Source organism: Pseudomonas sp. S3E17 (assembly GCF_024168685.1).
In the GTDB taxonomy this organism is placed as follows: Bacteria; Pseudomonadota; Gammaproteobacteria; order Pseudomonadales; family Pseudomonadaceae; genus Aquipseudomonas; species Aquipseudomonas marginalis.
The window spans coordinates 4,946,349-4,966,726 of the sequence record NZ_JALJWE010000001.1 but is presented as its reverse complement, the minus strand read 5'-3'; the positions used below and the strand labels follow the sequence as shown (position 1 = coordinate 4,966,726).

Genomic DNA, 20,378 nt, shown 5'->3' with positions numbered 1-20,378 from the left:
AGGGAGCTTGCTCCCGATAGCGGCATAACAGTCAGCGCAGAACTAGCCCTGCCACTTCCCGCCTTCAACGATCACGCTCTCAGGCTTGGTGTCATCGCTCAGCTCCTTGCGCACATATTGGTCGTAGAGCTTGAGCAGGAATTTCTCCTCACCCAGCTTCGCCAACTCGGCATTCACCCAGTCACGCAGTTCGATATTGCCCTTCTTCACCGCCGGGGCGATGGGCGCTTCGTCACCGAGTTTCTGTTCCAGCACGCGGTAGCCCGGGTTCTGCTTGGCCCAGCTGAACAGCACCAGGTTGTCTTGCGCGTAGGCATCGCCACGCCCGGCCGACAGCGCTTGCAGCGACTCGGAGTTTTTCTCGAACTTCAGCAGTTTCCAGTCCGGGTGGTTCTTGGTCAGCCAGATATCGGCAGTGGTACCGGTGGTGACGATGGTGGTGCGGGTGGCCAGGTCATCCAGGCTTTTCACCGCGCTGTCCTGGGGCACCAAAGCCTGCACCGCGACTTTCAGGTTGGGGTTGGTGAAGTCCACTGCTTCCTTGCGCTCGGGCGTCACGGTCATGTTGGCGAGGATCAGGTCGACCTTGTCGCTTTGCAGGAACGGAATACGGCTGGCCGGCTCGACGGCGACGAATTCGACTTTGTTCTCATCGCCCAACAGGTCCTTGGCGAATTGGCGGCCGATGTCGGTATCGAAACCGACATAGCGGCCCGCTTCGTTGACGAAGCCAAACGGTGGCTTGTCGGTGAATACGCCGACGATCAGCTTGTCGCGCGCCTTGATCTTGTCGAGGTAGCTCACGGCAGCGGCCGCAGGCTTGGTGGGCTCTTCGGCCTTTTTATCGCAGCCGGCCAGTAAGGCGACAGCCAACAGTGGCAGCAGTAACTTTTTCATAGCAGCTCCAGTTCCTTGGTTTTCTTGGGCAGTGTTGAGACAAAGGAGAACTTCTCCAGGAACTGCTGCGCGCGTGCGGTTTGCGGGTTCGTAAAGAATTCTTCGGGGGTGTTGTGTTCGAGGATGCAACCGGCCTCCATAAACACCACGCGGTCGGCGACGGCGCGGGCGAAGGCCATTTCGTGGGTGACGATCAGCAGGGTCATGCCATCGCGGGCCAGGCCCTGGATCACCTCCAGCACCTCCTTGACCATCTCCGGGTCGAGGGCGGCGGTGACTTCGTCAAACAGCATGACCTGGGGGTTCATGCACAGCGAACGGACGATGGCGATGCGTTGCTGCTGGCCGCCGGAGAGCTGGCGCGGGAAGGCGTCGCGCTTGTCCGCCAGGCCGACGCGCGCCAGCAGTTTCTCGGCCTGCGCGCGGGCTTCGCGCGGCTCGCGCTTTTGCACTTTCAGCGGGCCGAGCAGGATGTTGTCGAGCACGCTCATATGCGGGAACAGGTGGTAGCTCTGGAACACCATGCCCACGTCTTGGCGCACCTGGCGCCAGTCGGTGGTTTTATCCAACAACTCTTTGCCGGCAAACCGCAGGCTGCCGCTATGGGCCACTTCCAGGCCGTTGAGGCAGCGCAGCAAGGTGCTTTTGCCGCAGCCGCTGGGGCCGAGGATCACCACCACTTCGCCGCTTTGCACACTCAGGTCGATGCCCTTGAGCACCTGCTGGTCGCCGAAGAATTTGTTGAAACCCTGGAACTCGATCAATGCGCTCATGCTTGGGCCCAGCGCCGTTCCAGCACCTTGGAGGCGGCCGACAACGGGTAGCAGATAAAGAAGAAAAACAGGAACAGCGCGCCGTAGATCAACACCGACTCATAGGTGCGCTCGATGATTTGCTGGCCGACCTTGATCACGTCCACCACACCGATCAGCACCGCCAGGGAACTGGTCTTGATGATGCGCGTGTAGACGTTGATGGTCGGCGGCGTCATGCGCTTGAGGGCCTGGGGCAGCAACACGTAGCCGTACAACTGCGGGTCGGACAAGCCAATCGACAGGCCCGCTTCGCGCTGGCCGCGGGGCAGCGAATGCAACGCGCCGCGTACCACTTCGCCCACTTCGCTGGCGCCCCACAGCGACAACACCAGCACCGCGCACCAGAAGCTGGGGATGCTCAGGCCAAAGAAGATCGGCAGACCAAAGAACAGCAGGTACAACCACACCAGCACCGGAATCGCCCGGAACAGCTCCAGGTAAACCCGCAGCACCGCGTTGACCAGCCTGTTGTTCAAGGTGCGCAGCACGCCATACAACACACCGCCGACCGTACTGAAGGCGATGCTCAACAACGAAATCGACAGGGTTTGCGCAGCGCCCTTGCCCAGTTGCGGCAACGACACCCACAACAACTCAAGACCCGAACTGGCCATGCTGGAGCCTCCTTTCCAGGCGGCTGAGCAGCAGCGACAGCGGCAAGAACAGCAGCACGCAAATCAGCGTCAGCACGGCGAGCATTTCGTAGGTTTTGTAGTAGAGGGCGATGTAGCTCTTGGTGGTGTAGAGAATCTCCGGCACCGCCACGGCAGAGACCACGGTGGTCTCCTTGAGCAGGAAGATGAAGTTGGCGAACAACGCCGGCAGGCTGAGGATGCCGGCCTGGGGCAGGATCACATGGCGCAGCAGTTGCCAGTCCGACAGGCCGATGGACTTGCCCGACTCGATCTGCGCCAGCGGCACCGCTTCCACACCGGCGCGCAGCACTTCGGTGAGGTAGGCACCGCCGAGGAACGTCATGGTGATGATCGCCGCCCAGAACCCGGAGATATTCAAACCCAGGGCCGGCAAGGCGAAGTACACGAAGAACAGCTGGATCAGCAGCGGTGTATTGCGCGCCAGTTCCACATAGAGCGCCACCAGGCGCGACAAGTACGGCGTGCGAAACACCAGCAGTGCAGCGTTGATCAGCGCCACCAGCAACGAGGTGGCAATGGCGATCAGGCCCACTTGCAGCGTGACGCCCACGGCTTTCAAAAACGCCGGCAGGGTGCTGAGGATAAAAGCGAAATCGAAGGTCATTGTGAGTCCATGACACCGCAGGGGTAATGCGGCGAGCGCCGTCCGATCCGGCGTGGGTAACGCCGGGTAGCGCGAACTTTAAAGGTATAAAAAGTAAAATTTAAATACCGAAAAAGCATATTGATATCACCCAAAAAGATAACCGACGGATTCGCGGGTTTTCCAGGTGACGGCTATGGTTGGGGGGTCTGTGTTTCGAGGGAATGAACAATGAACAAAGCGAAACCGATTGATCCGCAGGAGCTGGTGAAATGGTTGGTGGCGTTGCGCAGGGCGATCAATAGCCGCGCGCTCTGATACGCTGAAAATCCACTGTGAGATGAAGATCAAATGTGGGAGGGGGCTTGCCCCCGATAGCGGTATGTCAGTCACAGATGCATTGACTGAACCACTGCTATCGGGGGCAAGCCCCCTCCCACATTTTGATTGCATTCCAGATTCCACACATAAAAAACGCCGACGCTATGTGAGCCGTCGGCGTTGAAACCTTGAAGGGGGTTTTGGCTTACATCAGAACGCGGGCACGACTGCGCCGTTGTACTTCTTCTCGATGAAGGCTTTGACTTCCGGGCTGGTCAGGGCCTTGGACAGTTTCTGGATAGCGTCGCTGTCCTTGTTGTCCGGGCGCGCCACCAGGAAGTTCACGTACGGCGACTTGGCATCTTCGATGATCAGCGCGTCCTTGGCTGGGTTCAAGCCAGCTTCCAGGGCGTAGTTGGTGTTGATCAAGTCCAGGTCAACCTGGTCCAGCACCCGTGGCAGCAGGGCCGATTCCAGCTCCTTGAACTTCAGGTTCTTCGGGTTGCTGGCGATGTCTTTCGGCGTGGCCAGGGCGTTGGTCGGGTCTTTCAGGGTGATCACGCCGGCTTTCTGCAGCAGCAACAGGGCGCGGCCGCTGTTGGAGCCTTCGTTCGGGATGGCCACGGTGGCGCCATCCTTGAGCTCGGAAATATTCTTGATCTTTTTCGAGTAACCGCCGAAGGGTTCAACGTGCACGCCAACCACGGTGACCAGGTTGGTGCCCTTACCCTTGTTGAAGTTTTCCAGGTACGGCAGGGTCTGGAAGTAGTTGGCGTCCAGGCGCTTCTCGGCAACCTGTACGTTTGGCTGTACGTAGTCGGTGAAAACTTTGATTTCCAGGTCCACGCCTTCTTTGGCGAGGGTTGGCTTGACCAGTTCGAGGATCTCGGCGTGCGGGATCGGGGTGGCGGCCACCACCAGTTTCTCGTTGGCCTGGGCGAAGCTTGCAGTCAGGGCAGCCGCCAGTGCGGTAAACAACAGAACCTTTTTCATGCAGTGTCCTTATCGGAATTCCGGGGGCGTCTCTGACGACCGTTTTTTAGGTGGTGTGCCAGCGAAGTGCTATCGCGGCGTGGAATGGACAATACCTATATTTTTTATTCCCGAACAATATCTTTTATTCACTTTGATATTCCATTTTGCTCATGTAGCGGCTTGTTTCTGTAAAAAGCTGCGCAAGGTTTCCCGCTCAGCCGGGCTGGCATTGGCGAAGATGCGCTGCACTTGCTCCAAGGGCGACCCCGCCACCGGCAGGTTCAGGTGCTCGGGCAGAATTTCGTCGCCGCTGCTCACCAGCAAGGCGAAGTGAATGACGTTCTCCAGCTCGCGGGTGTTACCCGGCCAGCTATGGTGTTCGAGGACGCGCTGGGCCGCATCGCTGATCAGCGGCACCGGCAGGTCCAGGCGCTGGCTGTAGATACCAAGGAAGTACTCGGCCAACGACAGGATATCGCCCACCCGCTCACGCAATGCCGGCAAGTCCAGCTGGCCTTCGCTCAGGTAATGGAACAGCCGCTCATGAAACTTGCCGGCGGCCACGGCCTGGGCCAGGTCGATGCTGGTGGCGGCCACCAGGCGCACGTCCACCGGGCTCGGCTGGTGGGCGCCCACGCGGGTGACTTCATGGTTTTCCAGGGCCGCCAGCAGTTTCACCTGGATCGGCAGCGGCAAGTCGCCGATCTCATCCAGATACAAAGTGCCGCCATTCGCCGAGCCAAACCACCCGGCCCGGCTGCTGGCCGCGCCACTGTGGGCGCCGGCAGCGTAGCCGAACAATTCGGCGTCGGCGTAGGTTGGGCTGATGGCACCGCAATTGACCGAGACAAACAAACCGGAGCGGTCGCTGCCCCGGTGAATATGCCGCGCCAGCAATTCTTTACCGCTGCCGGTCTCGCCTCGAATCAATACGGGCAAGGCGCGCGGGGCGAGATTTTCAAGGTCTTCGCGCAGCTTGCGCGAGCGCGGGTCGACAAACACCAGCGCCTTGGCGCGGATGCTCAGCGGGCTTTTTTCGGCGTCGGGGAAGGTCAGCAGTGGCTGACCGAAGGTTTCATGCAGACTCATGGCAGGCTCCCGCCCCAAATCCACTCAGGGACGGGGCGTTGAAAAAATATCAGGCGGTGCGCCGGGCGTGATGCTCCAGGCGGCTTTGCAGGCGATACAGGTAGGCAAACCCCTGCTCCCAGCGCTGGTGACCGGACTTCACATTGATATGCCCGGCCCCCGACAGGATGCCGGCTTCGGCGCCCCAGTTACGCGCCAGCTCCAGGGCCCGGGGGGCACTGACGGCGCTGTCGTTATCGGAACTGACCACCTGACTGGGAAACGGCAGCAGGTCGGTCGGGATCGGCGCAAAGTTGCGCAGGGCAGGCGAGCACGCCGGACGTTCGACGTCCGCCGGAGCCACCAGCAAGGCACCGCGCACCTGCCGCAGGAACTGCACAGGGGCAGTGGCCGCCCAATGGGCCACGGTGATGCAGCCCAGGCTATGGGCGATCAGAATTACCGGGGTGCTGTCGGCGGCGATCGCCTCGGCCAGCGCGGCGACCCAATCTTCACGGCGCGGTGTGAGCCAATCGGCCTGCTCCACGCGTGCGCTGTTGGGCAGGCTGTTCTGCCAGTGACTTTGCCAATGATCTTCTGGCGATCCTTGCCAGCCCGGCACGATCAGATAACGAATCAACTCGCTGTGCATGGGTGTGCCCTCCTGCAGCGTTTAACGTTGTAGGACAGTATAGGGACGAGGGTTATATTCGTTAAGGAATAAGAAGCTATTTATTAATAACCAAAAACTCAAACCCACATTGACTCGATTTCACATTCAATTTGCAGTGGTTTCAGATGACGTGATTGGTACGAGGCATGCAGTCGATGGTGCGATCCACCACGGTCTTGGCCATGTCCAGCAAATGCCACACCGCATGGACTTTCGCGCGGTCGTGCGGCTGCAGGTGCTCACAGCAGTCCCATACGGTGGCCGATGCGCTGTGGATCAGGGGAGCGATATAAAGTTGGGCGTCTTCGAAACAGAGGTTTTCGTTGGCGACAAGGCAGTCAACGGGTGGGTCGGGAAGTGCTTTGGTCATGGTGTAACTCCTATTGAACACGGGAGCGACCACTAACGCTGCTAAACGATAGGTGGCAGCTGTACGCGGGTTAGCAGACTGGCCAATAGGAACACCAGCGCACCCGAGGGTGCCCCACGCACAGCCACCATAAACGCGGATGTGAACCGTGTGCCTATTGAACTCAGGCTGCTAAACCCGATCGCTGAAAACCAGCGACGGGCCGAAGACTAGCCATCCATTCCAACAGTCACAAGGCGGCGGGGATTGTCTCGGAAACGTCCTGCAATTTAAAGGGACACGGCTTGCTGGCCCTTTACAAATCATGACGAAATGCCAGCATCGATCACCTGATGAACCTTCTTGTAGGAAATATCTTCCATGACGGTTTTTTATGGCTCCGCTGACGACTTTTCGCTTTTCTGGAGAGTGGTGAGGTTAGTTAAATATTGACTCCAACCAACCCCGTAAATAATCGCAATGAATATAAATATAAGTACTTTCCACCACGAAATTTCTAAAGTCAGGCTTTCTAAAACCGCATTCAACGAACTACTGAGCGCAAAAGCCAGCTCCGAACCGGATGATCAAACTAATCGATTCGATGCAAAGCCTGCTTACATCGCCCCCCATCACTCGCAGACCCTCAGCGCAGAACTGCGCAATATACGAAAAATCGTTGATCACGAAAAACACGTCCTTATCCTAGATGGATTTAAAGTCGATGATCTTGCAGGTTTCAAATCTTTGATATGGACGTTCGGCTCTTTGCTGGGAGCGCCAATGGTGCAGAACCATCTTGGCCATAGGGTTATTGAGGTGTATGACCGGGGAGGTAAAAGCATTGAAGAAGGTGCGAGATATCATCAGACCCGTCAGGGCGCATATGTCCATAACGATGGCGTAAGCGATCCGCTCCCTATCGATTATTTGATTCTGGCTTGTGGCCAGAAAGCCTTACTCGGCGGCGAAAGTATTCTGATAGACGCAAGTGCGGTATACGCTGAATTAATGGCATTCCCTGAGGTACTGGAAGAACTTAAGTGCGATTTCTATTTTGAAAATCGAGGTATGGCGCAGGAAGAACAATTATTCAGAGCGCCAATCTTGAGCTTTTCAAATGAGGGCATCCCTTTGATTAGGTACTTCCGCGTCTATATCGAATCGGCCCACATCAAAGCGGGAGCGCCATTAACCCTGGCGCAAATACATGCATTGGATTTTCTAGATACAGTCCTTGATCAATCGTCAGTTCAACATCGAGTGCTGCTTGAACCAGGGCAGGTTCTTATTTCAGCTGACAACAAGTTTCTCCATACCCGAACGCATTTCATCGATAAGAGCGCTCCGCGCTTAGAGATTGATGACTCAGTCTCTTTGAAAGATCTCAATCGATACATGTTACGAATGTGGTTGCGCAAACGATGATCCCTCGCTGGCCATAAGGCACAACTTCATATTCCCATCACAAGCCGAGCCCCATGGACAACTCCAACATCGCGATCACCCTTGTTTTGATCTCCGCCTTCATGCACGCCACCTGGAACGCGGTCGTCCGGGCGGGGAGCAGTCGCTTCATGACCTTGGCCATGGTCGATGGTACGGCGTTGCTGATCTGCCTGGCGGCGCTGCCGCTGGTGAATACGCCAAGCCTGCAGGTGTGGGGCTACGTGCTGGTTTCCGTGGTGCTCAACACGGCCTATCGATTGTTTCTGATCAAAGCGTATGAAACCGGCGACTTTGGGCAGGTCTACCCGGTCATGCGCGGGGTGCCACCGGTTTTAGTCGCGCTGTTTTCCTATTTCCTGCTGCACGAGCAGCTATCGTTTCATGCCATGGCGGGGGTGTTGCTGATTTGCGTAGGCATTATCAGCCTGACATTCGTGCGCAGGATGTCCGCGCGTATGTTCAAACCAATTCTGATGGCGGTGTGCGCAGGTGCTTTCATCGCGTCCTACACAGTGGTGGATGCCAAAGGTGTCAGAGCCAGTGAGACGGTGCTGCAATACATCATCTATCTGACGGTATTCCAGAGCATTCCGATTCCGGCGCTGGCGTTTTTCAAGAAACGTCTGGAATTCGCAGAGGCCATTCGCAACCATTGGAAAGTCGGCGTAATGGGCGGCGTTTTTTACCTCGCTTCCTACGGCCTGGTGCTGTTCGCGCTGTCGCTGGATGCGGTGGCCAAGGTCTCAGCGTTGCGGGAAACCAGTGTTATTATCGGCGCCATTATTGCCGCGCTGTTTTTTCACGAGCGGTTCGGCTGGCGGCGGATGCTTTCGGCGTTCGTCATTGTTTGCGGGATCATCCTGATCAAAGTGAGCACCTGATGGGCCAACGTCCGCCACCTACACCCATGCTGCAAGCCTTTGTCAGTGCTGCACGAACAGGCAGTTTCGCCCGCGCAGCATCAGAGTTGAGCCTCACCGCCAGTGCCATCAGTCATCAGATCGCAGGTCTGGAAGAGTGGTGGGGCGTTCAGTTGTTCGAGCGCCATTCGCGGGGCGTCAACCTCACAACCGCCGGGCAGGCTTTGTTGCCGGTGACCGATGATTTTTTCAAAACCCTTGAGACGGTGTTGCACTCGCTGAATCCGCGCAAATCTCAGCCCCTTTATCTTTCGTGCACTTCGTCCCTGTGTTCGACCTGGCTAATCCCCAGAATGCATGGTTCCCATACCGACGCTTCATTCAATCTCGACCTGGTATTGACCAGTGCGGATATGAATAGCGCCAATCTCGGTGCCCATCAATTCGATGTTGCGATTGTGATGGGGTACGGCGACTACCCGGATCATCATGCCGAGCTTCTGATGCGCGATGCCGTGTTCCCGGTTTGCTCACCGGAGTTTCAACGCATGAATGGCGATATTTCGCTGACGGATATCGCGCGGTATCCACTCATTCACCGTGTGGACGATCAAGTGTGTCCAGGGTGGGAAAGCTGGTTTGCGTTCCAGGGCGTGGCAGCTGCGCCTTATCACCATGGGCCGCGCTTTCCGGACTCAAGCCTGGCAATCAGTCTGGCGGTGAAGGGTGGCGGGATTGCGCTGGCCAGGACAGCGTTGGTGTATGACCAGTTGGAAGAAGGTGCGTTAGTCACACTAGGCGGCCCGCTGATGATGTCGCCGGCGGCGTACTACGTTATTTGTAGGAATGGGCGGCAGTCGGAACCTGATATCGCTCGGTTGATTGACTGGCTTAAAGAGAGCGCTAGAAAGTTTCAGCAAGAAGTTGAAATCCGGTATCCGCAAATCGCTGGGGTTGGCGCACTTTGATCGTGTGATGTTACTGAAACGGAGGCAAAAAAAAGGCCGCACCCTGCCAAGGAAACGGCCAAAAAATTGTCGAGGCTTTTGCAACTAACGTGCGGTAATCACCGACAGCTTGGTAATCCCCGCGCGCTCGATAGACGCCATGGCTCGCGCCACTTCGCCGTAGTTCACACCATCGTCAGCCTGCAGTTGCACCCGCACATCGGGGTCCTTGGCCTTGGCCGCCTGCAGGTTGAATTCCAGCAGGTCCGGCTGGATTTCGTCCTTGTTGATAAACAGTTTGCCGGCGCCGTCGATGCTCACCACCAGCGGGTCCTTCTGCTCCACCGGGGCTACGGCCTCGGTCTTGGGCAGGTTGATCGGGATCGCGTTGGTCAACAGCGGCGCGGTGACGATAAACACCACCAGCAGCACCAGCATCACGTCCACCAGCGGCGTGACGTTGATCTCGCTCAGTACCTCATCACTGTCTTGCGTGGAGAAGGCCATATCAGGATGCCTCCTTCACTTTTTGCGGGTTACCCGGCGCATGTTTAGTCAGGGCCGGGTGCAGCAGCACACGGAAAGAGTTCTTCTGCGCCAAGCTGTAGAAGTCGTGGGCAAAGTCATCCAGGTCGGCAGCCGTGAGCTTGAGGCGACGCAGGAAGTAGTTGTAGACCAGCACCGCCGGCACCGCGACGGCGATCCCCACTCCCGTGGCGACCAGGGCTGCACCAATGGGGCCGGCCACGGTTTCAAGGCTGGCGGAGCCGGCGGCGCTGATGCCCTTGAGCGCTTCCATGATCCCCCACACCGTGCCGAACAGGCCGATAAACGGCGAGGTGCTGCCGATACTGGCGACCACGGCCAGGCCGGTTTCCAGGGAGCGGCGTTCACGTACGATCTGCTGGCGCAGGGCACGCTCGAGGCGGTCCTGGTGGTTGATCGCCTGGCTCAGGTCGGCCGCGTGCGGCGCTTCCCCGACCTGGATCGCGGCGTAACCGGCCTGGGCCACACGGGCAGCGGCGCCAGGCTGGGTTTCGGCCAACTCGGCGGCCGAGTCGAGGCTCGACGCCGCCCAGAACTGTTTGTGGAACTTGCGATCCTGCGCTTTAAGGCGACCGAACTGCACGCCCTTGAGCAGGGCCAGGCCCCAGGTGGCGACCGAAAAGACTACCAGCAGCCAGATCACCGCGCTTTCGATGGATTCAAGTGGAGATGCTAATGCCATGATGTTTTCCCTCTGTACAAGTCGCGGCGTGTGCTGCACACCGCAGCGCAATAGTTAGTGAATCTTGAAGTCGATCGGTACGCTGACCCAGCCGTCCTGGGCCACATCGCCCTGCTTGGCCGGCACGAAGCTCCACCGCTTCACGGCGGTCAGTGCGGCATCGTCGAGTTGCTGGCGACCGCTGCTTTTCTGGACCTGGATCTCCCCCGGCTTACCGCTGGCCAGTACATGCACCCGCAACAACACCGTGCCTTCCCAACCGCGACGCTGCGCCAGTGACGGGTACTCCGGCGCCGGGTTCTTGAGGTACGCGGCGTTGGCCGAAGCCGGTGTCACCGGGGCTGGCGCGGGCGGAGCGGGCGCGGGGGCCGGTGGCGCCGGTTGCGGTGGCGTGGGCGCCTGCTCCACCGGTTTCGGTGCGGGCTTGGGCTCAGGCTTTGGCACCGGCTTGGGCTTGGGCTTTGGAATCGGCTTGGGCGGCGCCGGCTTGGCGGCCAGCTCATCCACCACCGGCGGCGGTGGCTCGACAACAGGCGGTGGCGGTGGTGGCGGCACAGGCGGTGGCGGTTCCACCACGGGCGGTGCCGGCTGGGAAAATTCGATGGTCATCGGCGGAATTTCCGGCGGCACAATCGGCAGCACCGGCGTGGGTTTCTGGCTGACCCAATAAATCACTGCACCGTGCAGAGCCAGTACCAACAAACCGAGCAGGATCCCTTCGCGGCGGCTGGAGAAGCGCTTCGGGGTTTGCTGCGTCCGCAATTGCCCCAACGGCGCGCGGTGCGGCCGGCCAAGGTCGACCAACTCACCACTCGGTGCCTGGCGCCATTGCGCCTCGGGTGCACTGGCGGCGGTCTGGACATTGCCCATTGATTGACTCCCTACGGTTTCGAAACAGAAAAACCGACGGGCCTGCGTGGAAGGCCGTCGAGGGCTGAATCATCGGGGCCAGACGCTTATCCCTTAAAGTAATCTTTGAAGTTATAGATAGATCAAATTTGAATAAACGAATGCTCTGCAAACACCAAAGCCCCGGCCGGCGTGGCCTGGCGCCGAGGTGGTTTTTTTTGATGCTTTTCAGGCATACAAAATATTCAGTTAAGGCATGGCTCAACAGGGCTGTTTGCGCACAAATCGAACAGTTCGGCCTGTAAGCACTGCCCCGCAGCACTCAGGCCATGACGGGCATACAACGCCAGGCGCACGCCTTGCACCACAGGCAAACCGCTGTCCGGCCCCAGTTCCACATGCCCTGGCTGCACGACCCGTCGCGGCAACAGACTCACACCCAACCCCGCCGCCACCGCCGAACACACGCTGGCCAGGCTGGCGCTGGAATAACCGATACGCCAGCGCCAGCCGCCCACTTCCAGGTGGTGCAGCATTTCATTGCGGTACAGGCCGCCCACCGGGAATGCCACCAACGGCAGAGGGTCGCGCCCCAGGCACGGCGCGCTGCGGCTGTCGACCCAACACAGCGGCTCGGGCCACGACGCCAGGCAGTCATCGCTGCTGCCCATCTGCTTGACCAGCAACACGTCGAATTCACCACTGCGGTATTGACGCTGCAACTCGGGGCCCAGGCCGCTGGCGACCTCCAGGCGCACCCGTGGATAGGCCAGCACAAATGCCGACAGCAACGGCATCAGGCGCTCGGCGGCAAAGTCTTCCGGTACCCCCAGGCGCAGCACGCCGTCGCTCTGTTGGTTGATCAACACATCGGTGGCTTCTTCATGCAGCGCGAGGATGCGCCGCGCATAGGCCAGCAAGCGTTCGCCCTCGGCGGTGGCGACCACGCGGCGCTGGTCGCGGTCCAGCAGCTGGCACGCCACCGCCTCTTCCAGGCGGCGGATCTGCTGGCTCACGGTGGACTGGGTCACGTGCAGGCGCTCGGCGGCGCGGGTGAAGTTGCCGCAGTCCACCACGGCGACAAAGCTGCGCAACAACACGGGATCGAACATCAGCGTCACCATTCTCTTTGCCACTGGTTGGCATGGTTATATTTAATTTCAGAATACTTTGGGTGCTGGCCATACTCACGCCTCATTTGCCGACTGCAAGAGCGTTGCATGACCCTGAATAAATCCCTCGCCGGCTGGGGCCTGCTGGTGGTGCTCGGCCTGAACCTGCGGCCGATCCTCAGTTCCATCAGCCCGTTGCTCGGCGAAATCCGCCAGGCCACCGGCCTGAGTTTCCAGAGCAGCGCCCTGCTGACCAGCCTGCCGGTGGTATGCATGGGGCTGGTGGCGCTGGTGGGCGTGCGCGTGGAAGCCCGCCTCGGCGAACGGCGTGGCATCGCCCTGGGCCTGATGATGATCCTGCTGGCATGCCTGGCACGCTGGCTGATGGGCCAGGCGTCGGCGCTGCTGGTCACGGCGTTGCTCGGCGGTGCGGGTGTGGCGCTGATCCAGGCCTTGGTGCCGGCGATGATCAAGCGCGAATTCCGTCATCGCGTGCCGGTGGCGATGGGTGTGTACTCGGCTTCGCTGATGGCGGGCGGCGGGCTGGCAGCGCTGCTCAGCCCGCTGGTCGCCACGCATTTCCAGGAATGGCAGGCGGGGTTGGGGGTGTGGCTGCTGCCGGCGTTGGGCGCCTTGCTGCTATGGGCCTGGCTGCCCCTGGGCGCGGCCAGAAATCCACAGGTGGTGCCGGCCTTCAAGGACCTGCGCAATCGTCGCGCCTGGTTGCTGGCGCTGTATTTCGGCCTGGTCAATTGCGGCTACATGAGCCTGGTGGCGTGGCTGCCGGCCTACTATCAGCAACTGGGCTGGGGCGTGCTGCCCAGCGGTTCGCTGCTGGCGTTCATGACCATCTTCCAGGTGATCGCCGCGCTGTTGATGCCGGTGCTGGCGCAGCGCGGTATCGACCGTCGGCCGCTGCTGGGCATCGCCCTGCTGGCCCAGACCGTGGGTTACCTCGGCCTGATCGTCGCGCCGCAGGAATATCCGCACCTCTGGGTGGCGTTGTGCGGCTTCGGCCTGGGCGCGTGTTTCGCCCTGAGCCTGCTGCTGACCCTCGACCACCATCGCGACCCACGCCAGGCCGGGCAACTGGCGGCCTTTGTGCAAGGCGTGGGCTTCTTGATCAATGCGGTGTCGCCGTGGCTGACCGGCTGGCTGCGCGGGCTGACCGGCAACTTTGTCAGCGCCTGGGTGGTGCTGACGGTCACGGCGGTGGCGATGCTGGTGGTGACGCGCGTGTTCAGCCCGGCCACCTATCGCACGGGGCTAGAAGTCATAGCGCCCGGTCACTCCTAACGTACGCGGCGTACCGAGCAGGCCTTCGTAGCCGCCGTTCCCCCCCGTCCACAGCGTGGTGTAGTAGGTCTTGTCGAAGGCGTTTTTCAGCCATAACGACACGTCCCACTGCCCTTGCTCATAGTTGCCACGCAGGCCGGTGGACAGGTTGACCACGGCGTACGCAGGAATCTGTCCATAGTCGGAGTCCTCTACCGTGCCCACGGCCTTGGAGCGGAAGGCATAGCTGGCGGTGACGTAGGGTTCGAAGCCGTTATCCAGGTTCCACTTGTATTCGCCGTTGGCGTTGGCGATCCATTTCGAGGCCCCCACCACTTGGTGCCCACTCAGGTCACAGGAGGCCGGCGCACCGGGGCGCAGACTGACTTCCGGCGGGCACGGCGCATCTTTGTAAGACAGGTAGCTCACATCGTTGAACGAGCCGTTGAGGTTCAGCGTCAGGCCCTTGATCGGCACCAGGGTGCTTTCCACCTCGACACCCCGCGAGCGCACCGAACCGGCGTTGGTCAGGTACTGCACACGGTTGTCCTGGTCATAGGCATTGGTCTGGTAGCCGTTGACCTGGGTCCAGAACAGGTTGGCATTGAGCTGCAGCCGCCGGTCCCACAGGGTGCTTTTGAAACCCAGTTCGGCGTTATTGGCGCGCTCTGTGCCGATCAACAGCGAGTCGGCCCCGGCCGTCGGTGCCGAGCCTACCGCCAGGTTGACCCCGCCGGACTTCTCGCCATGGGACAGCGTCGCGTAGCCCAGCAGGTTTTCGTTAAAGCGGTAGCTCAGGTTGAGCAAACCCGAGGGGCTGGTGCTGTATTGCGTGAGGTCACCGGAATCGTACGCCCCCGCGCGGCCGCGTCGAGCCGTCGCGGCAGCACCGGTGACCGCCGCACCGCCAAGGGGAGCGTTGCGCGTGACCCAGGCACTTTTTTCTTCATAGGTGCCGCGCAGGCCGGCGGTGAAATCCAGGCGCTCGGTGAGGTGCCAGGTGCCTTGGGCAAACAAGGCAAAACTGTCGGTGCGAATGTGCCCGTTGCCGACGCTGCTGACGTTGGCCAGTGCGCCGGCTGGCGTGCCGTTCCAGATGTCGGCCTGGGGCCCGTAATAGGAAAAGGATTTGTTGTCCAGGGAGTTGCCGAAGTAGTAGGCACCGAGCACGTAATCGAAGAACCCGCCGGTGGGTGAAGCCAGCCGGAATTCCTGGGACCACTGCTTATCTTCCACCGACACCCCGGCGTTGTACGACGCCGGCACGTTAAGGCCGTCGTCGTTACGCGGGGTGAAATTCCAGAAGCGATAGGAACTGACCGAGGTCAGGGTGAAATCACTCGGCAACGTCCAGTTGGCCTCCAGCGACGTACCGCCCTGGAACACGGTGACGTGCTGGTCGCTGTCCAGGTTGACCTTGCGGTGGGTGCCATCGACCAGGGTCGCGCCTGCCGCGTTGGCCCGCGACTGGTAGAGGTTGGTGCCGTTGATGGTCGGCCCGGTGCTGTACAGCACCCGGGTGCCGGCGCTGGAATCCTCTTCGTTGTAATCGCCGATCCAGCGCAGGTTGAACACCTCGCTGGGCTTGTACAGCAGTTGCCCGCGAAAGCCCTGGCGCGAGCCGCCGTTGAGGTCATGGCCGTTGTATTCGTTCTTGATGTCGCCGTCGCTGCGGGTGCGATAGGCCGAGAAACGCCCCGCCAGGTCATCGGTGAGCGGGCCGGAAATCGTGCCCTTGGTCTGGAAGTAGCCGTCCTCGCCCAGCGAGGTTTCAATGCTGCGCTCCGGGGTAAAACTCGGCGTGCGTGTGCTGATGTTGATCACCCCGGCGGTGGTGTTTTTGCCGAACAAGGTGCCTTGCGGGCCGCGCAAGACTTCAAGCTGCTCGATGTCCATCAGGTCGAACACCGCCATGCCCGGCCGCCCGAGATACACGTTGTCGATATACAGCCCTACGCTGCCTTCCAGGCCATCGCTGGCCGGGTTGTTGCCAAGCCCGCGGATCGACACGCTGGACTGGCGCGCATGCATGTAGGCGACGTTGACGCTGGGCACCAGTTGCTGCAAATCCTGAATCCGGTACACCCGCTGGCTCTCCAGCGCCTGCCCGCCGATCACGCTCATGGGCGTCGGCACTGCCTGGGCGCTTTCGGTGCGTCGCCGGGCGGTGACGGTGACCGTCTCCAACTCGCCGCCGGCGCTCTCGCCCTTGCTTACCGGCGCGGGTGTTTCGGCGGCCTGGGTCGGCGACCAACTGGAACTGCCGGCCACCAGAATGGCCAGGGGCAAGGACTTCAACAGACTCATAAGCGGCTCCGGAACCCGGAAATATCCATCGAGATATATTCCTTTAGGTTATTTATTTATGTTTTTACGAACATTTACTGCATAAGAGATAGCCTTTATAAGGAGTCGACCTAATGCATAGCCAATGCATTTCCCGGATATTTTTGATGTGAAAAATGCATATCGATCTGCGCCAGCTTCGTCACTTCATCGCCCTTGCCGAACAACGCAGTTTTGTCGCCGCCGCGTTGACGGTGAACCTGTCGCAATCGGCGTTCAGTCGCAGTATCCAGGCCCTGGAACACAGCGCCGGTTGCCAGCTGATTGACCGTGGCCGCAAAGACCTGGCGCCGACCAAACAAGGCCAGGTATTGCTGGAGCATGCCCGGCGCCTGGTCAGCGGTGCGCAGCAGTTGGCCAATGAGATCAGCCAGTTCAATGGCCTGGAGGCGGGAGAATTGCGCTTCGGTTGCGGCCCGGCACCGGCCGGCGGCTTGATCCCCCGCGCCATCGGCAGTTTTATCGGGCGCTACCCCAAGGCACGGGTGCAGTACCAGGTGGACGACTGGCAAAGCCTGAGCAAACGCCTGCTCAGTGAAGAGTTCGAGTTTTTCGTCGCCGACACCCGCCACTTCGAGGCCAACCCGGACTATCACACTCACCGCCTGCGCCCGCGCCGCTGGTATTTTTGCTGCCGCGCCGGCCACCCCCTGGCCGGGCGTGGCAGCGTAAGCGCCGCCGAGCTGATGAGTTACCCGCTGGCCGTGACCATCCGCCCGCCCAACCTGCGCAAGGTCATCGTCGACCTCAGCGGCCGGCCCGATTTCCTGCCCAATGTCGAATGCGAGAACGGCTATAGCCTGATGGGCGTGGTGCTGCGCTCCGACGCCATCGGCATCGTCAGCGCCAACAGCGACGTGCTGCACATGGCCCGGGGCGAACTGGTGTGCTTGACGATCGAGGGCCTGGCGGAGGATCTGGAGGAGCGTTACACCCGCTACGGCATCGTCAGCCGTGCGGGGTATCGCTTGTCGCCGCTGGCCGAAGCGATGATCGAGCAGATCAAGCAGATCGATGAGTTGGATGAAGAGGTGTGCGCGCTGGAGAACGTCGCGGTCTAGCCCATGCATTCACTGCATCAAAGCCAGTCCCCAAATGCACTTGCCAGCCCCCTGCCCGAACGGCGAAAAACCTCACCTGTCCTCCGTCTGGTGAAGCCCCATGTCCCACCCCAAACCCGTGCGCAACGTGCTGTACATCATGTGCGACCAACTGCGCCGCGATTACTTGTCGTGCTACGGCCACGCCCACTTGCACACGCCGAACATCGATCGCCTGGCTGCCGCCGGTGTGCGCTTCAGCCGCGCCTATACCCAAGGCACCATCTGCGGGCCCTCGCGCATGTCGGCCTATACCGGGCGCTACGTCAGCAGCCACCAGGTGGCGTGGAACGCGGTGCCGTTGCCCCTGGAAGAACTGACCCTCGGCGACTACCTGCGCCCCCACGGCATCCGCACGGCGCTGGTCGGCAAGACCCACGCCACGCCCAATGTGGACGCCTTGCAACGCCTGAATATCGACCCTGACAGCAAGCAGGCCGAGCCGTTGAACGAGGTCGGCTTCGAGGCGTACCTGCGTCACGACGGCATCTACCCCGACAGCCCGCTGTTCGAGGATAAACGCGAGTCCGCGCCCTACACCCATTACCTGCGCGAGCAGGGCTACAGTGGCGCCAACCCGTGGCACGAATGGGCCAATGCGGCAGCCGGTGAAAACGGCGAAGTCCTCAGCGGTTGGCACATGCGCAATGCAGGCCTGCCCGCGCGCGTGGCCGAGGAACACTCGGAAACCGTCTACACCACCGACCGCGCCATCGACTTTATCCGTGAGCAGGCCGAACAACCGTGGTGCCTGCACCTGTCCTATATCAAGCCACACTGGCCCTACATCGCACCGGCGCCCTATCACGCGCTGTATGGCGCCGAGCATATCCAGGCACCGATCCAGCCAGGGGAGACCAGCGATCACCCGGTGTACCAGGCGTTCCGCCAGCACCAGGAGAGCCTTAACTTTTCCCGTGACGAGGTACGGCTCACGGTGATTCCCACCTACATGGGCTTGATCAAACAGGTCGACGACCAACTCGGGCGCCTGTTCGATTTCCTGCAAGGCAATGGCCGTTGGGACGACACCCTGATCGTGTTCACCAGCGACCACGGCGATTTCCTCGGCGATCACTTCCTCGGCGAAAAAGAATTTCTGCTGGAACCTGCGGTGGGCATTCCGCTGATCGTGCGCGACCCACGCGCCGCCGCCGATACCCGCCGTGGCACGGTGGACGCGCGTCTGGTGGAAACCATCGATGCGCTGCCGACCTTCCTCGACGCCCTGGGTTTGCCAGCGGCCGAGCATCGCCTGGAAGGCCGCTCGCTGATCCCGCTGTTGCACGGCCAGGAAACCCGCTGGCGCCGCTACGCCATCGCCGAGTACGACTACGCCTTCCAGGCCCCGGCCCGCGAACGCCTGGCGCAACCCATCGACCGTTGCCGGATGACCATGGTGCGCAGCGAACGCTGGAAATACCTGGCTTACGACGGCTTCCGCCCACAGCTGTTCGACCTGGAAAACGACCCGCAGGAACTGCACGACCTGGGCAACGACCCGGCCTATGCCGAAGTGCGCGAAACCCATGTGGGGTATCTGTTCGAATGGCTGCGCGGGCTGAAGCGGCGCACCACCATCAGCCACGCAGAGATCGATCTGCGTGGCCAACGGTTTCGTTACGGTGAGCCGGAAGCGGAGAAAGTGGTGCAGATCGGCGTGTGGTAAACCACACATCGAATGTTGGGGGCTCCACTGCCTCTTCGAAGTAGCGTTGTCGCGCAGCAAACGGGTACCTCTGTGGTGAGCGGGCTTGCCCCGCGTTGGGGTGCGAAGCGCCCCTGATGAAGACGAATGCGGTGTATCAGGCACTCCTCTGCGCCTGGTTCTGGGGCTGCTGCGCAGCCCAGCGCGGGACAAGCCCGCTCACCACAGGTACGGTGTTCACCCTTGCCTGACTGGCATCAGGGCTTGCCCCCTCCCACATCAGAGACCTTTGGTGGTCTGGCTGCGCTGCCCTTGCACGCCCACCGGCACATCGCCCTTGAGCGTCACCCGGCGCACGATGCGTTCCTGGGTGCCGTAGTCGTCGACGGCGTAATGCTGGGTGGCGCGATTGTCCCAGATCGCAACGTCGCCGGTGTTCCAGCGCCAGCGCACGGTGTTTTCCAGGCGGGTGACGTGGCTTTGCAGCAGGTTGAACAGCTGGGTCGAGTCCGCCTGGGAATAACCTTTCAGGCGCTTGACGAAGTGCCCCAGCAGCAGGGTTTTCTCGCCACTGACCGGATGCACGCGCACCACCGGGTGCTCGGTTTCGTACACCGTCGAGGTGAACACCTTGCGGTATGCCTCAAGTCGCTCGGCCGACACATCCGGCTTGAGCGCGGCGTAGTCGTATTCGTTGCTGTGCACCGCCCACAAGTTGTCCGCCAGGGCGCGCAATTCGACGCTGAGGTCGTTGTAGGCGCTCGAGGTGTTGGCCCAGACCGTGTCGCCACCGGACTTGGGCGCCAGCACCGACCGCAGCACCGAGGCTTTCGGGTAGGCATCGACGAAGGTCACATCGGTGTGCCAGGAATTGGCGCGCTGCCCACGGGTGCCGTCCAGCTCCATGAGGAAGCGCGTGCCGTCACGCACCGGCACCGTCGGGTGGGCAATCGGCTCGCCGAGCAGATGGGCGAAGGCTTCCTGGCTCTGGTCATCGAGGTGAGTCTGCTCACGGAAGAAGATCACCTTGTACTGCACCAGCGCCTGCTGGATGGCTTCGACCGTGGCGGCATCCAGATCGCCGGACAGTGTGATACCGCGAATCTCGGCGCCGATGCGGCCGGCGACCGGGTGAATATCCAGCGCCTGGGCGACGGGTTGAACAGCTAATGCGGCGTTGCTCATGGTGATGACCCTCTTGTGCCTGCTGATGGGGACGCTTTCCGA

The 20,378-nt window shown here is 60.8% G+C and carries 20 protein-coding genes; 6 read left to right on the top strand and 14 right to left on the bottom strand.

Going from position 1 to position 20,378, the window contains the following annotated elements; translation table 11 throughout:
• Window positions 1-42: 42 nt before the first annotated feature.
• The 8 genes from J3D60_RS22495 to J3D60_RS22460 all read right to left on the bottom strand — a co-directional run bounded on the left by J3D60_RS22495 (window position 43) and on the right by J3D60_RS22460 (window position 6,358).
• Complete coding sequence (locus J3D60_RS22495) at window positions 43-897, bottom strand: transporter substrate-binding domain-containing protein (RefSeq protein ID WP_092489312.1); 855 nt, start codon at window positions 895-897, stop codon at window positions 43-45.
• On the bottom strand, window positions 894-1,670 hold the full coding sequence (locus tag J3D60_RS22490) for an amino acid ABC transporter ATP-binding protein (protein ID WP_253492845.1): 777 nt from the start codon (window positions 1,668-1,670) through the stop codon (window positions 894-896). The genes J3D60_RS22495 and J3D60_RS22490 overlap by 4 nt, the downstream gene beginning before the upstream one ends.
• Entirely contained in the window at window positions 1,667-2,326 is a 660-nt protein-coding gene (locus tag J3D60_RS22485) for an amino acid ABC transporter permease (RefSeq protein ID WP_027607849.1), read from the bottom strand. The genes J3D60_RS22490 and J3D60_RS22485 overlap by 4 nt, the downstream gene beginning before the upstream one ends.
• Window positions 2,307-2,972, bottom strand: a complete 666-nt coding sequence (locus tag J3D60_RS22480) for an amino acid ABC transporter permease (RefSeq protein WP_057725386.1) — start codon at window positions 2,970-2,972, stop codon at window positions 2,307-2,309. The genes J3D60_RS22485 and J3D60_RS22480 overlap by 20 nt, the downstream gene beginning before the upstream one ends.
• Before the next feature lie 510 nt (window positions 2,973-3,482).
• Window positions 3,483-4,265, bottom strand: coding sequence for a MetQ/NlpA family ABC transporter substrate-binding protein (locus J3D60_RS22475; protein ID WP_027607851.1), 783 nt, complete (start codon window positions 4,263-4,265; stop codon window positions 3,483-3,485).
• 150 nt (window positions 4,266-4,415) lie between these two features.
• Window positions 4,416-5,336: a sigma 54-interacting transcriptional regulator gene (locus J3D60_RS22470; protein WP_253492844.1), complete on the bottom strand. Its 921-nt coding sequence runs from the start codon at window positions 5,334-5,336 to the stop codon at window positions 4,416-4,418.
• A 49-nt stretch (window positions 5,337-5,385) separates the two neighbouring features.
• Window positions 5,386-5,967 carry an alpha/beta hydrolase gene (locus J3D60_RS22465; RefSeq protein WP_024072766.1) on the bottom strand — a complete coding sequence of 194 codons (582 nt, stop codon included), beginning with the start codon at window positions 5,965-5,967 and terminating at the stop codon, window positions 5,386-5,388.
• Between the two features lie 142 nt (window positions 5,968-6,109).
• Window positions 6,110-6,358: a hypothetical protein gene (locus tag J3D60_RS22460; RefSeq protein WP_065941072.1), complete on the bottom strand. Its 249-nt coding sequence runs from the start codon at window positions 6,356-6,358 to the stop codon at window positions 6,110-6,112.
• A 459-nt stretch (window positions 6,359-6,817) separates the two neighbouring features.
• Between J3D60_RS22460 and J3D60_RS22455 the strand changes: the two genes are divergently transcribed.
• The 3 genes from J3D60_RS22455 to J3D60_RS22445 are packed head-to-tail and all read left to right on the top strand — an operon-like array spanning window position 6,818 to window position 9,614.
• A complete protein-coding gene (locus tag J3D60_RS22455) occupies window positions 6,818-7,765 on the top strand; it encodes a TauD/TfdA family dioxygenase (protein WP_253492842.1) in 948 nt (315 codons plus the stop codon).
• 53 nt (window positions 7,766-7,818) lie between these two features.
• Entirely contained in the window at window positions 7,819-8,667 is an 849-nt protein-coding gene (locus J3D60_RS22450; protein WP_065941070.1) for an EamA family transporter, read from the top strand.
• Window positions 8,667-9,614, top strand: coding sequence for a LysR substrate-binding domain-containing protein (locus J3D60_RS22445; protein ID WP_065941069.1), 948 nt, complete (start codon window positions 8,667-8,669; stop codon window positions 9,612-9,614). The genes J3D60_RS22450 and J3D60_RS22445 overlap by 1 nt, the downstream gene beginning before the upstream one ends.
• An 84-nt stretch (window positions 9,615-9,698) precedes the next feature.
• Here the strand turns inward: J3D60_RS22445 and J3D60_RS22440 are convergent, their stop codons facing one another.
• The 4 genes from J3D60_RS22440 to J3D60_RS22425 all read right to left on the bottom strand — a co-directional run bounded on the left by J3D60_RS22440 (window position 9,699) and on the right by J3D60_RS22425 (window position 12,782).
• Window positions 9,699-10,100: a biopolymer transporter ExbD gene (locus J3D60_RS22440; RefSeq protein WP_010565408.1), complete on the bottom strand. Its 402-nt coding sequence runs from the start codon at window positions 10,098-10,100 to the stop codon at window positions 9,699-9,701.
• A 1-nt stretch (window position 10,101) separates the two neighbouring features.
• Window positions 10,102-10,824, bottom strand: a complete 723-nt coding sequence (locus tag J3D60_RS22435) for a MotA/TolQ/ExbB proton channel family protein (RefSeq protein WP_092358687.1) — start codon at window positions 10,822-10,824, stop codon at window positions 10,102-10,104.
• 51 nt (window positions 10,825-10,875) lie between these two features.
• A complete protein-coding gene (locus J3D60_RS22430; RefSeq protein WP_012721645.1) occupies window positions 10,876-11,691 on the bottom strand; it encodes an energy transducer TonB in 816 nt (271 codons plus the stop codon).
• A gap of 224 nt (window positions 11,692-11,915) precedes the next feature.
• A complete protein-coding gene (locus J3D60_RS22425; RefSeq protein ID WP_253492840.1) occupies window positions 11,916-12,782 on the bottom strand; it encodes a LysR family transcriptional regulator in 867 nt (288 codons plus the stop codon).
• A gap of 108 nt (window positions 12,783-12,890) precedes the next feature.
• Here J3D60_RS22425 and J3D60_RS22420 point away from each other — a divergent pair, with 108 nt between their 5' ends.
• Window positions 12,891-14,078, top strand: coding sequence for a CynX/NimT family MFS transporter (locus J3D60_RS22420; protein WP_253492838.1), 1,188 nt, complete (start codon window positions 12,891-12,893; stop codon window positions 14,076-14,078).
• On the opposite strand, the gene J3D60_RS22415 is transcribed toward J3D60_RS22420, so the two are convergent.
• A complete protein-coding gene (locus J3D60_RS22415) occupies window positions 14,049-16,364 on the bottom strand; it encodes a TonB-dependent receptor (protein WP_253492836.1) in 2,316 nt (771 codons plus the stop codon). The two genes, J3D60_RS22420 and J3D60_RS22415, sit on opposite strands and share 30 nt — an antisense overlap.
• Before the next feature lie 155 nt (window positions 16,365-16,519).
• On the opposite strand from J3D60_RS22415, the gene J3D60_RS22410 reads away from it, so the two are divergent.
• On the top strand, window positions 16,520-17,464 hold the full coding sequence (locus J3D60_RS22410; RefSeq protein ID WP_065941066.1) for a LysR family transcriptional regulator: 945 nt from the start codon (window positions 16,520-16,522) through the stop codon (window positions 17,462-17,464).
• A gap of 100 nt (window positions 17,465-17,564) precedes the next feature.
• A complete protein-coding gene (locus tag J3D60_RS22405; RefSeq protein ID WP_253492833.1) occupies window positions 17,565-19,172 on the top strand; it encodes an alkaline phosphatase family protein in 1,608 nt (535 codons plus the stop codon).
• A gap of 258 nt (window positions 19,173-19,430) precedes the next feature.
• Here the strand turns inward: J3D60_RS22405 and J3D60_RS22400 are convergent, their stop codons facing one another.
• Window positions 19,431-20,336: a TauD/TfdA family dioxygenase gene (locus tag J3D60_RS22400; RefSeq protein WP_065948532.1), complete on the bottom strand. Its 906-nt coding sequence runs from the start codon at window positions 20,334-20,336 to the stop codon at window positions 19,431-19,433.
• Window positions 20,337-20,378 lie beyond the last annotated feature (42 nt).

Bases quoted from the DNA above. Each gene is read 5' to 3' on its own strand.
- J3D60_RS22480 (WP_057725386.1), bottom strand. From the start codon at position 2,972: ATGACCTTCGATTTCGCTTTTATCCTCAGCACCCTGCCGGCGTTTTTG.
- J3D60_RS22405 (WP_253492833.1), top strand. From the start codon at position 17,565: ATGTCCCACCCCAAACCCGTGCGCAACGTGCTGTACATCATGTGCGAC.
- J3D60_RS22430 (WP_012721645.1), bottom strand. From the start codon at position 11,691: ATGGGCAATGTCCAGACCGCCGCCAGTGCACCCGAGGCGCAATGGCGC.
- J3D60_RS22410 (WP_065941066.1), top strand. From the start codon at position 16,520: ATGCATATCGATCTGCGCCAGCTTCGTCACTTCATCGCCCTTGCCGAA.
- J3D60_RS22460 (WP_065941072.1), bottom strand. From the start codon at position 6,358: ATGACCAAAGCACTTCCCGACCCACCCGTTGACTGCCTTGTCGCCAAC.
- J3D60_RS22455 (WP_253492842.1), top strand. From the start codon at position 6,818: ATGAATATAAATATAAGTACTTTCCACCACGAAATTTCTAAAGTCAGG.
- J3D60_RS22465 (WP_024072766.1), bottom strand. From the start codon at position 5,967: ATGCACAGCGAGTTGATTCGTTATCTGATCGTGCCGGGCTGGCAAGGA.
- J3D60_RS22445 (WP_065941069.1), top strand. From the start codon at position 8,667: ATGGGCCAACGTCCGCCACCTACACCCATGCTGCAAGCCTTTGTCAGT.
- J3D60_RS22450 (WP_065941070.1), top strand. From the start codon at position 7,819: ATGGACAACTCCAACATCGCGATCACCCTTGTTTTGATCTCCGCCTTC.
- J3D60_RS22400 (WP_065948532.1), bottom strand. From the start codon at position 20,336: ATGAGCAACGCCGCATTAGCTGTTCAACCCGTCGCCCAGGCGCTGGAT.
- J3D60_RS22475 (WP_027607851.1), bottom strand. From the start codon at position 4,265: ATGAAAAAGGTTCTGTTGTTTACCGCACTGGCGGCTGCCCTGACTGCA.
- J3D60_RS22440 (WP_010565408.1), bottom strand. From the start codon at position 10,100: ATGGCCTTCTCCACGCAAGACAGTGATGAGGTACTGAGCGAGATCAAC.
- J3D60_RS22425 (WP_253492840.1), bottom strand. From the start codon at position 12,782: ATGTTCGATCCCGTGTTGTTGCGCAGCTTTGTCGCCGTGGTGGACTGC.
- J3D60_RS22495 (WP_092489312.1), bottom strand. From the start codon at position 897: ATGAAAAAGTTACTGCTGCCACTGTTGGCTGTCGCCTTACTGGCCGGC.
- J3D60_RS22490 (WP_253492845.1), bottom strand. From the start codon at position 1,670: ATGAGCGCATTGATCGAGTTCCAGGGTTTCAACAAATTCTTCGGCGAC.
- J3D60_RS22485 (WP_027607849.1), bottom strand. From the start codon at position 2,326: ATGGCCAGTTCGGGTCTTGAGTTGTTGTGGGTGTCGTTGCCGCAACTG.
- J3D60_RS22415 (WP_253492836.1), bottom strand. From the start codon at position 16,364: ATGAGTCTGTTGAAGTCCTTGCCCCTGGCCATTCTGGTGGCCGGCAGT.
- J3D60_RS22470 (WP_253492844.1), bottom strand. From the start codon at position 5,336: ATGAGTCTGCATGAAACCTTCGGTCAGCCACTGCTGACCTTCCCCGAC.
- J3D60_RS22420 (WP_253492838.1), top strand. From the start codon at position 12,891: ATGACCCTGAATAAATCCCTCGCCGGCTGGGGCCTGCTGGTGGTGCTC.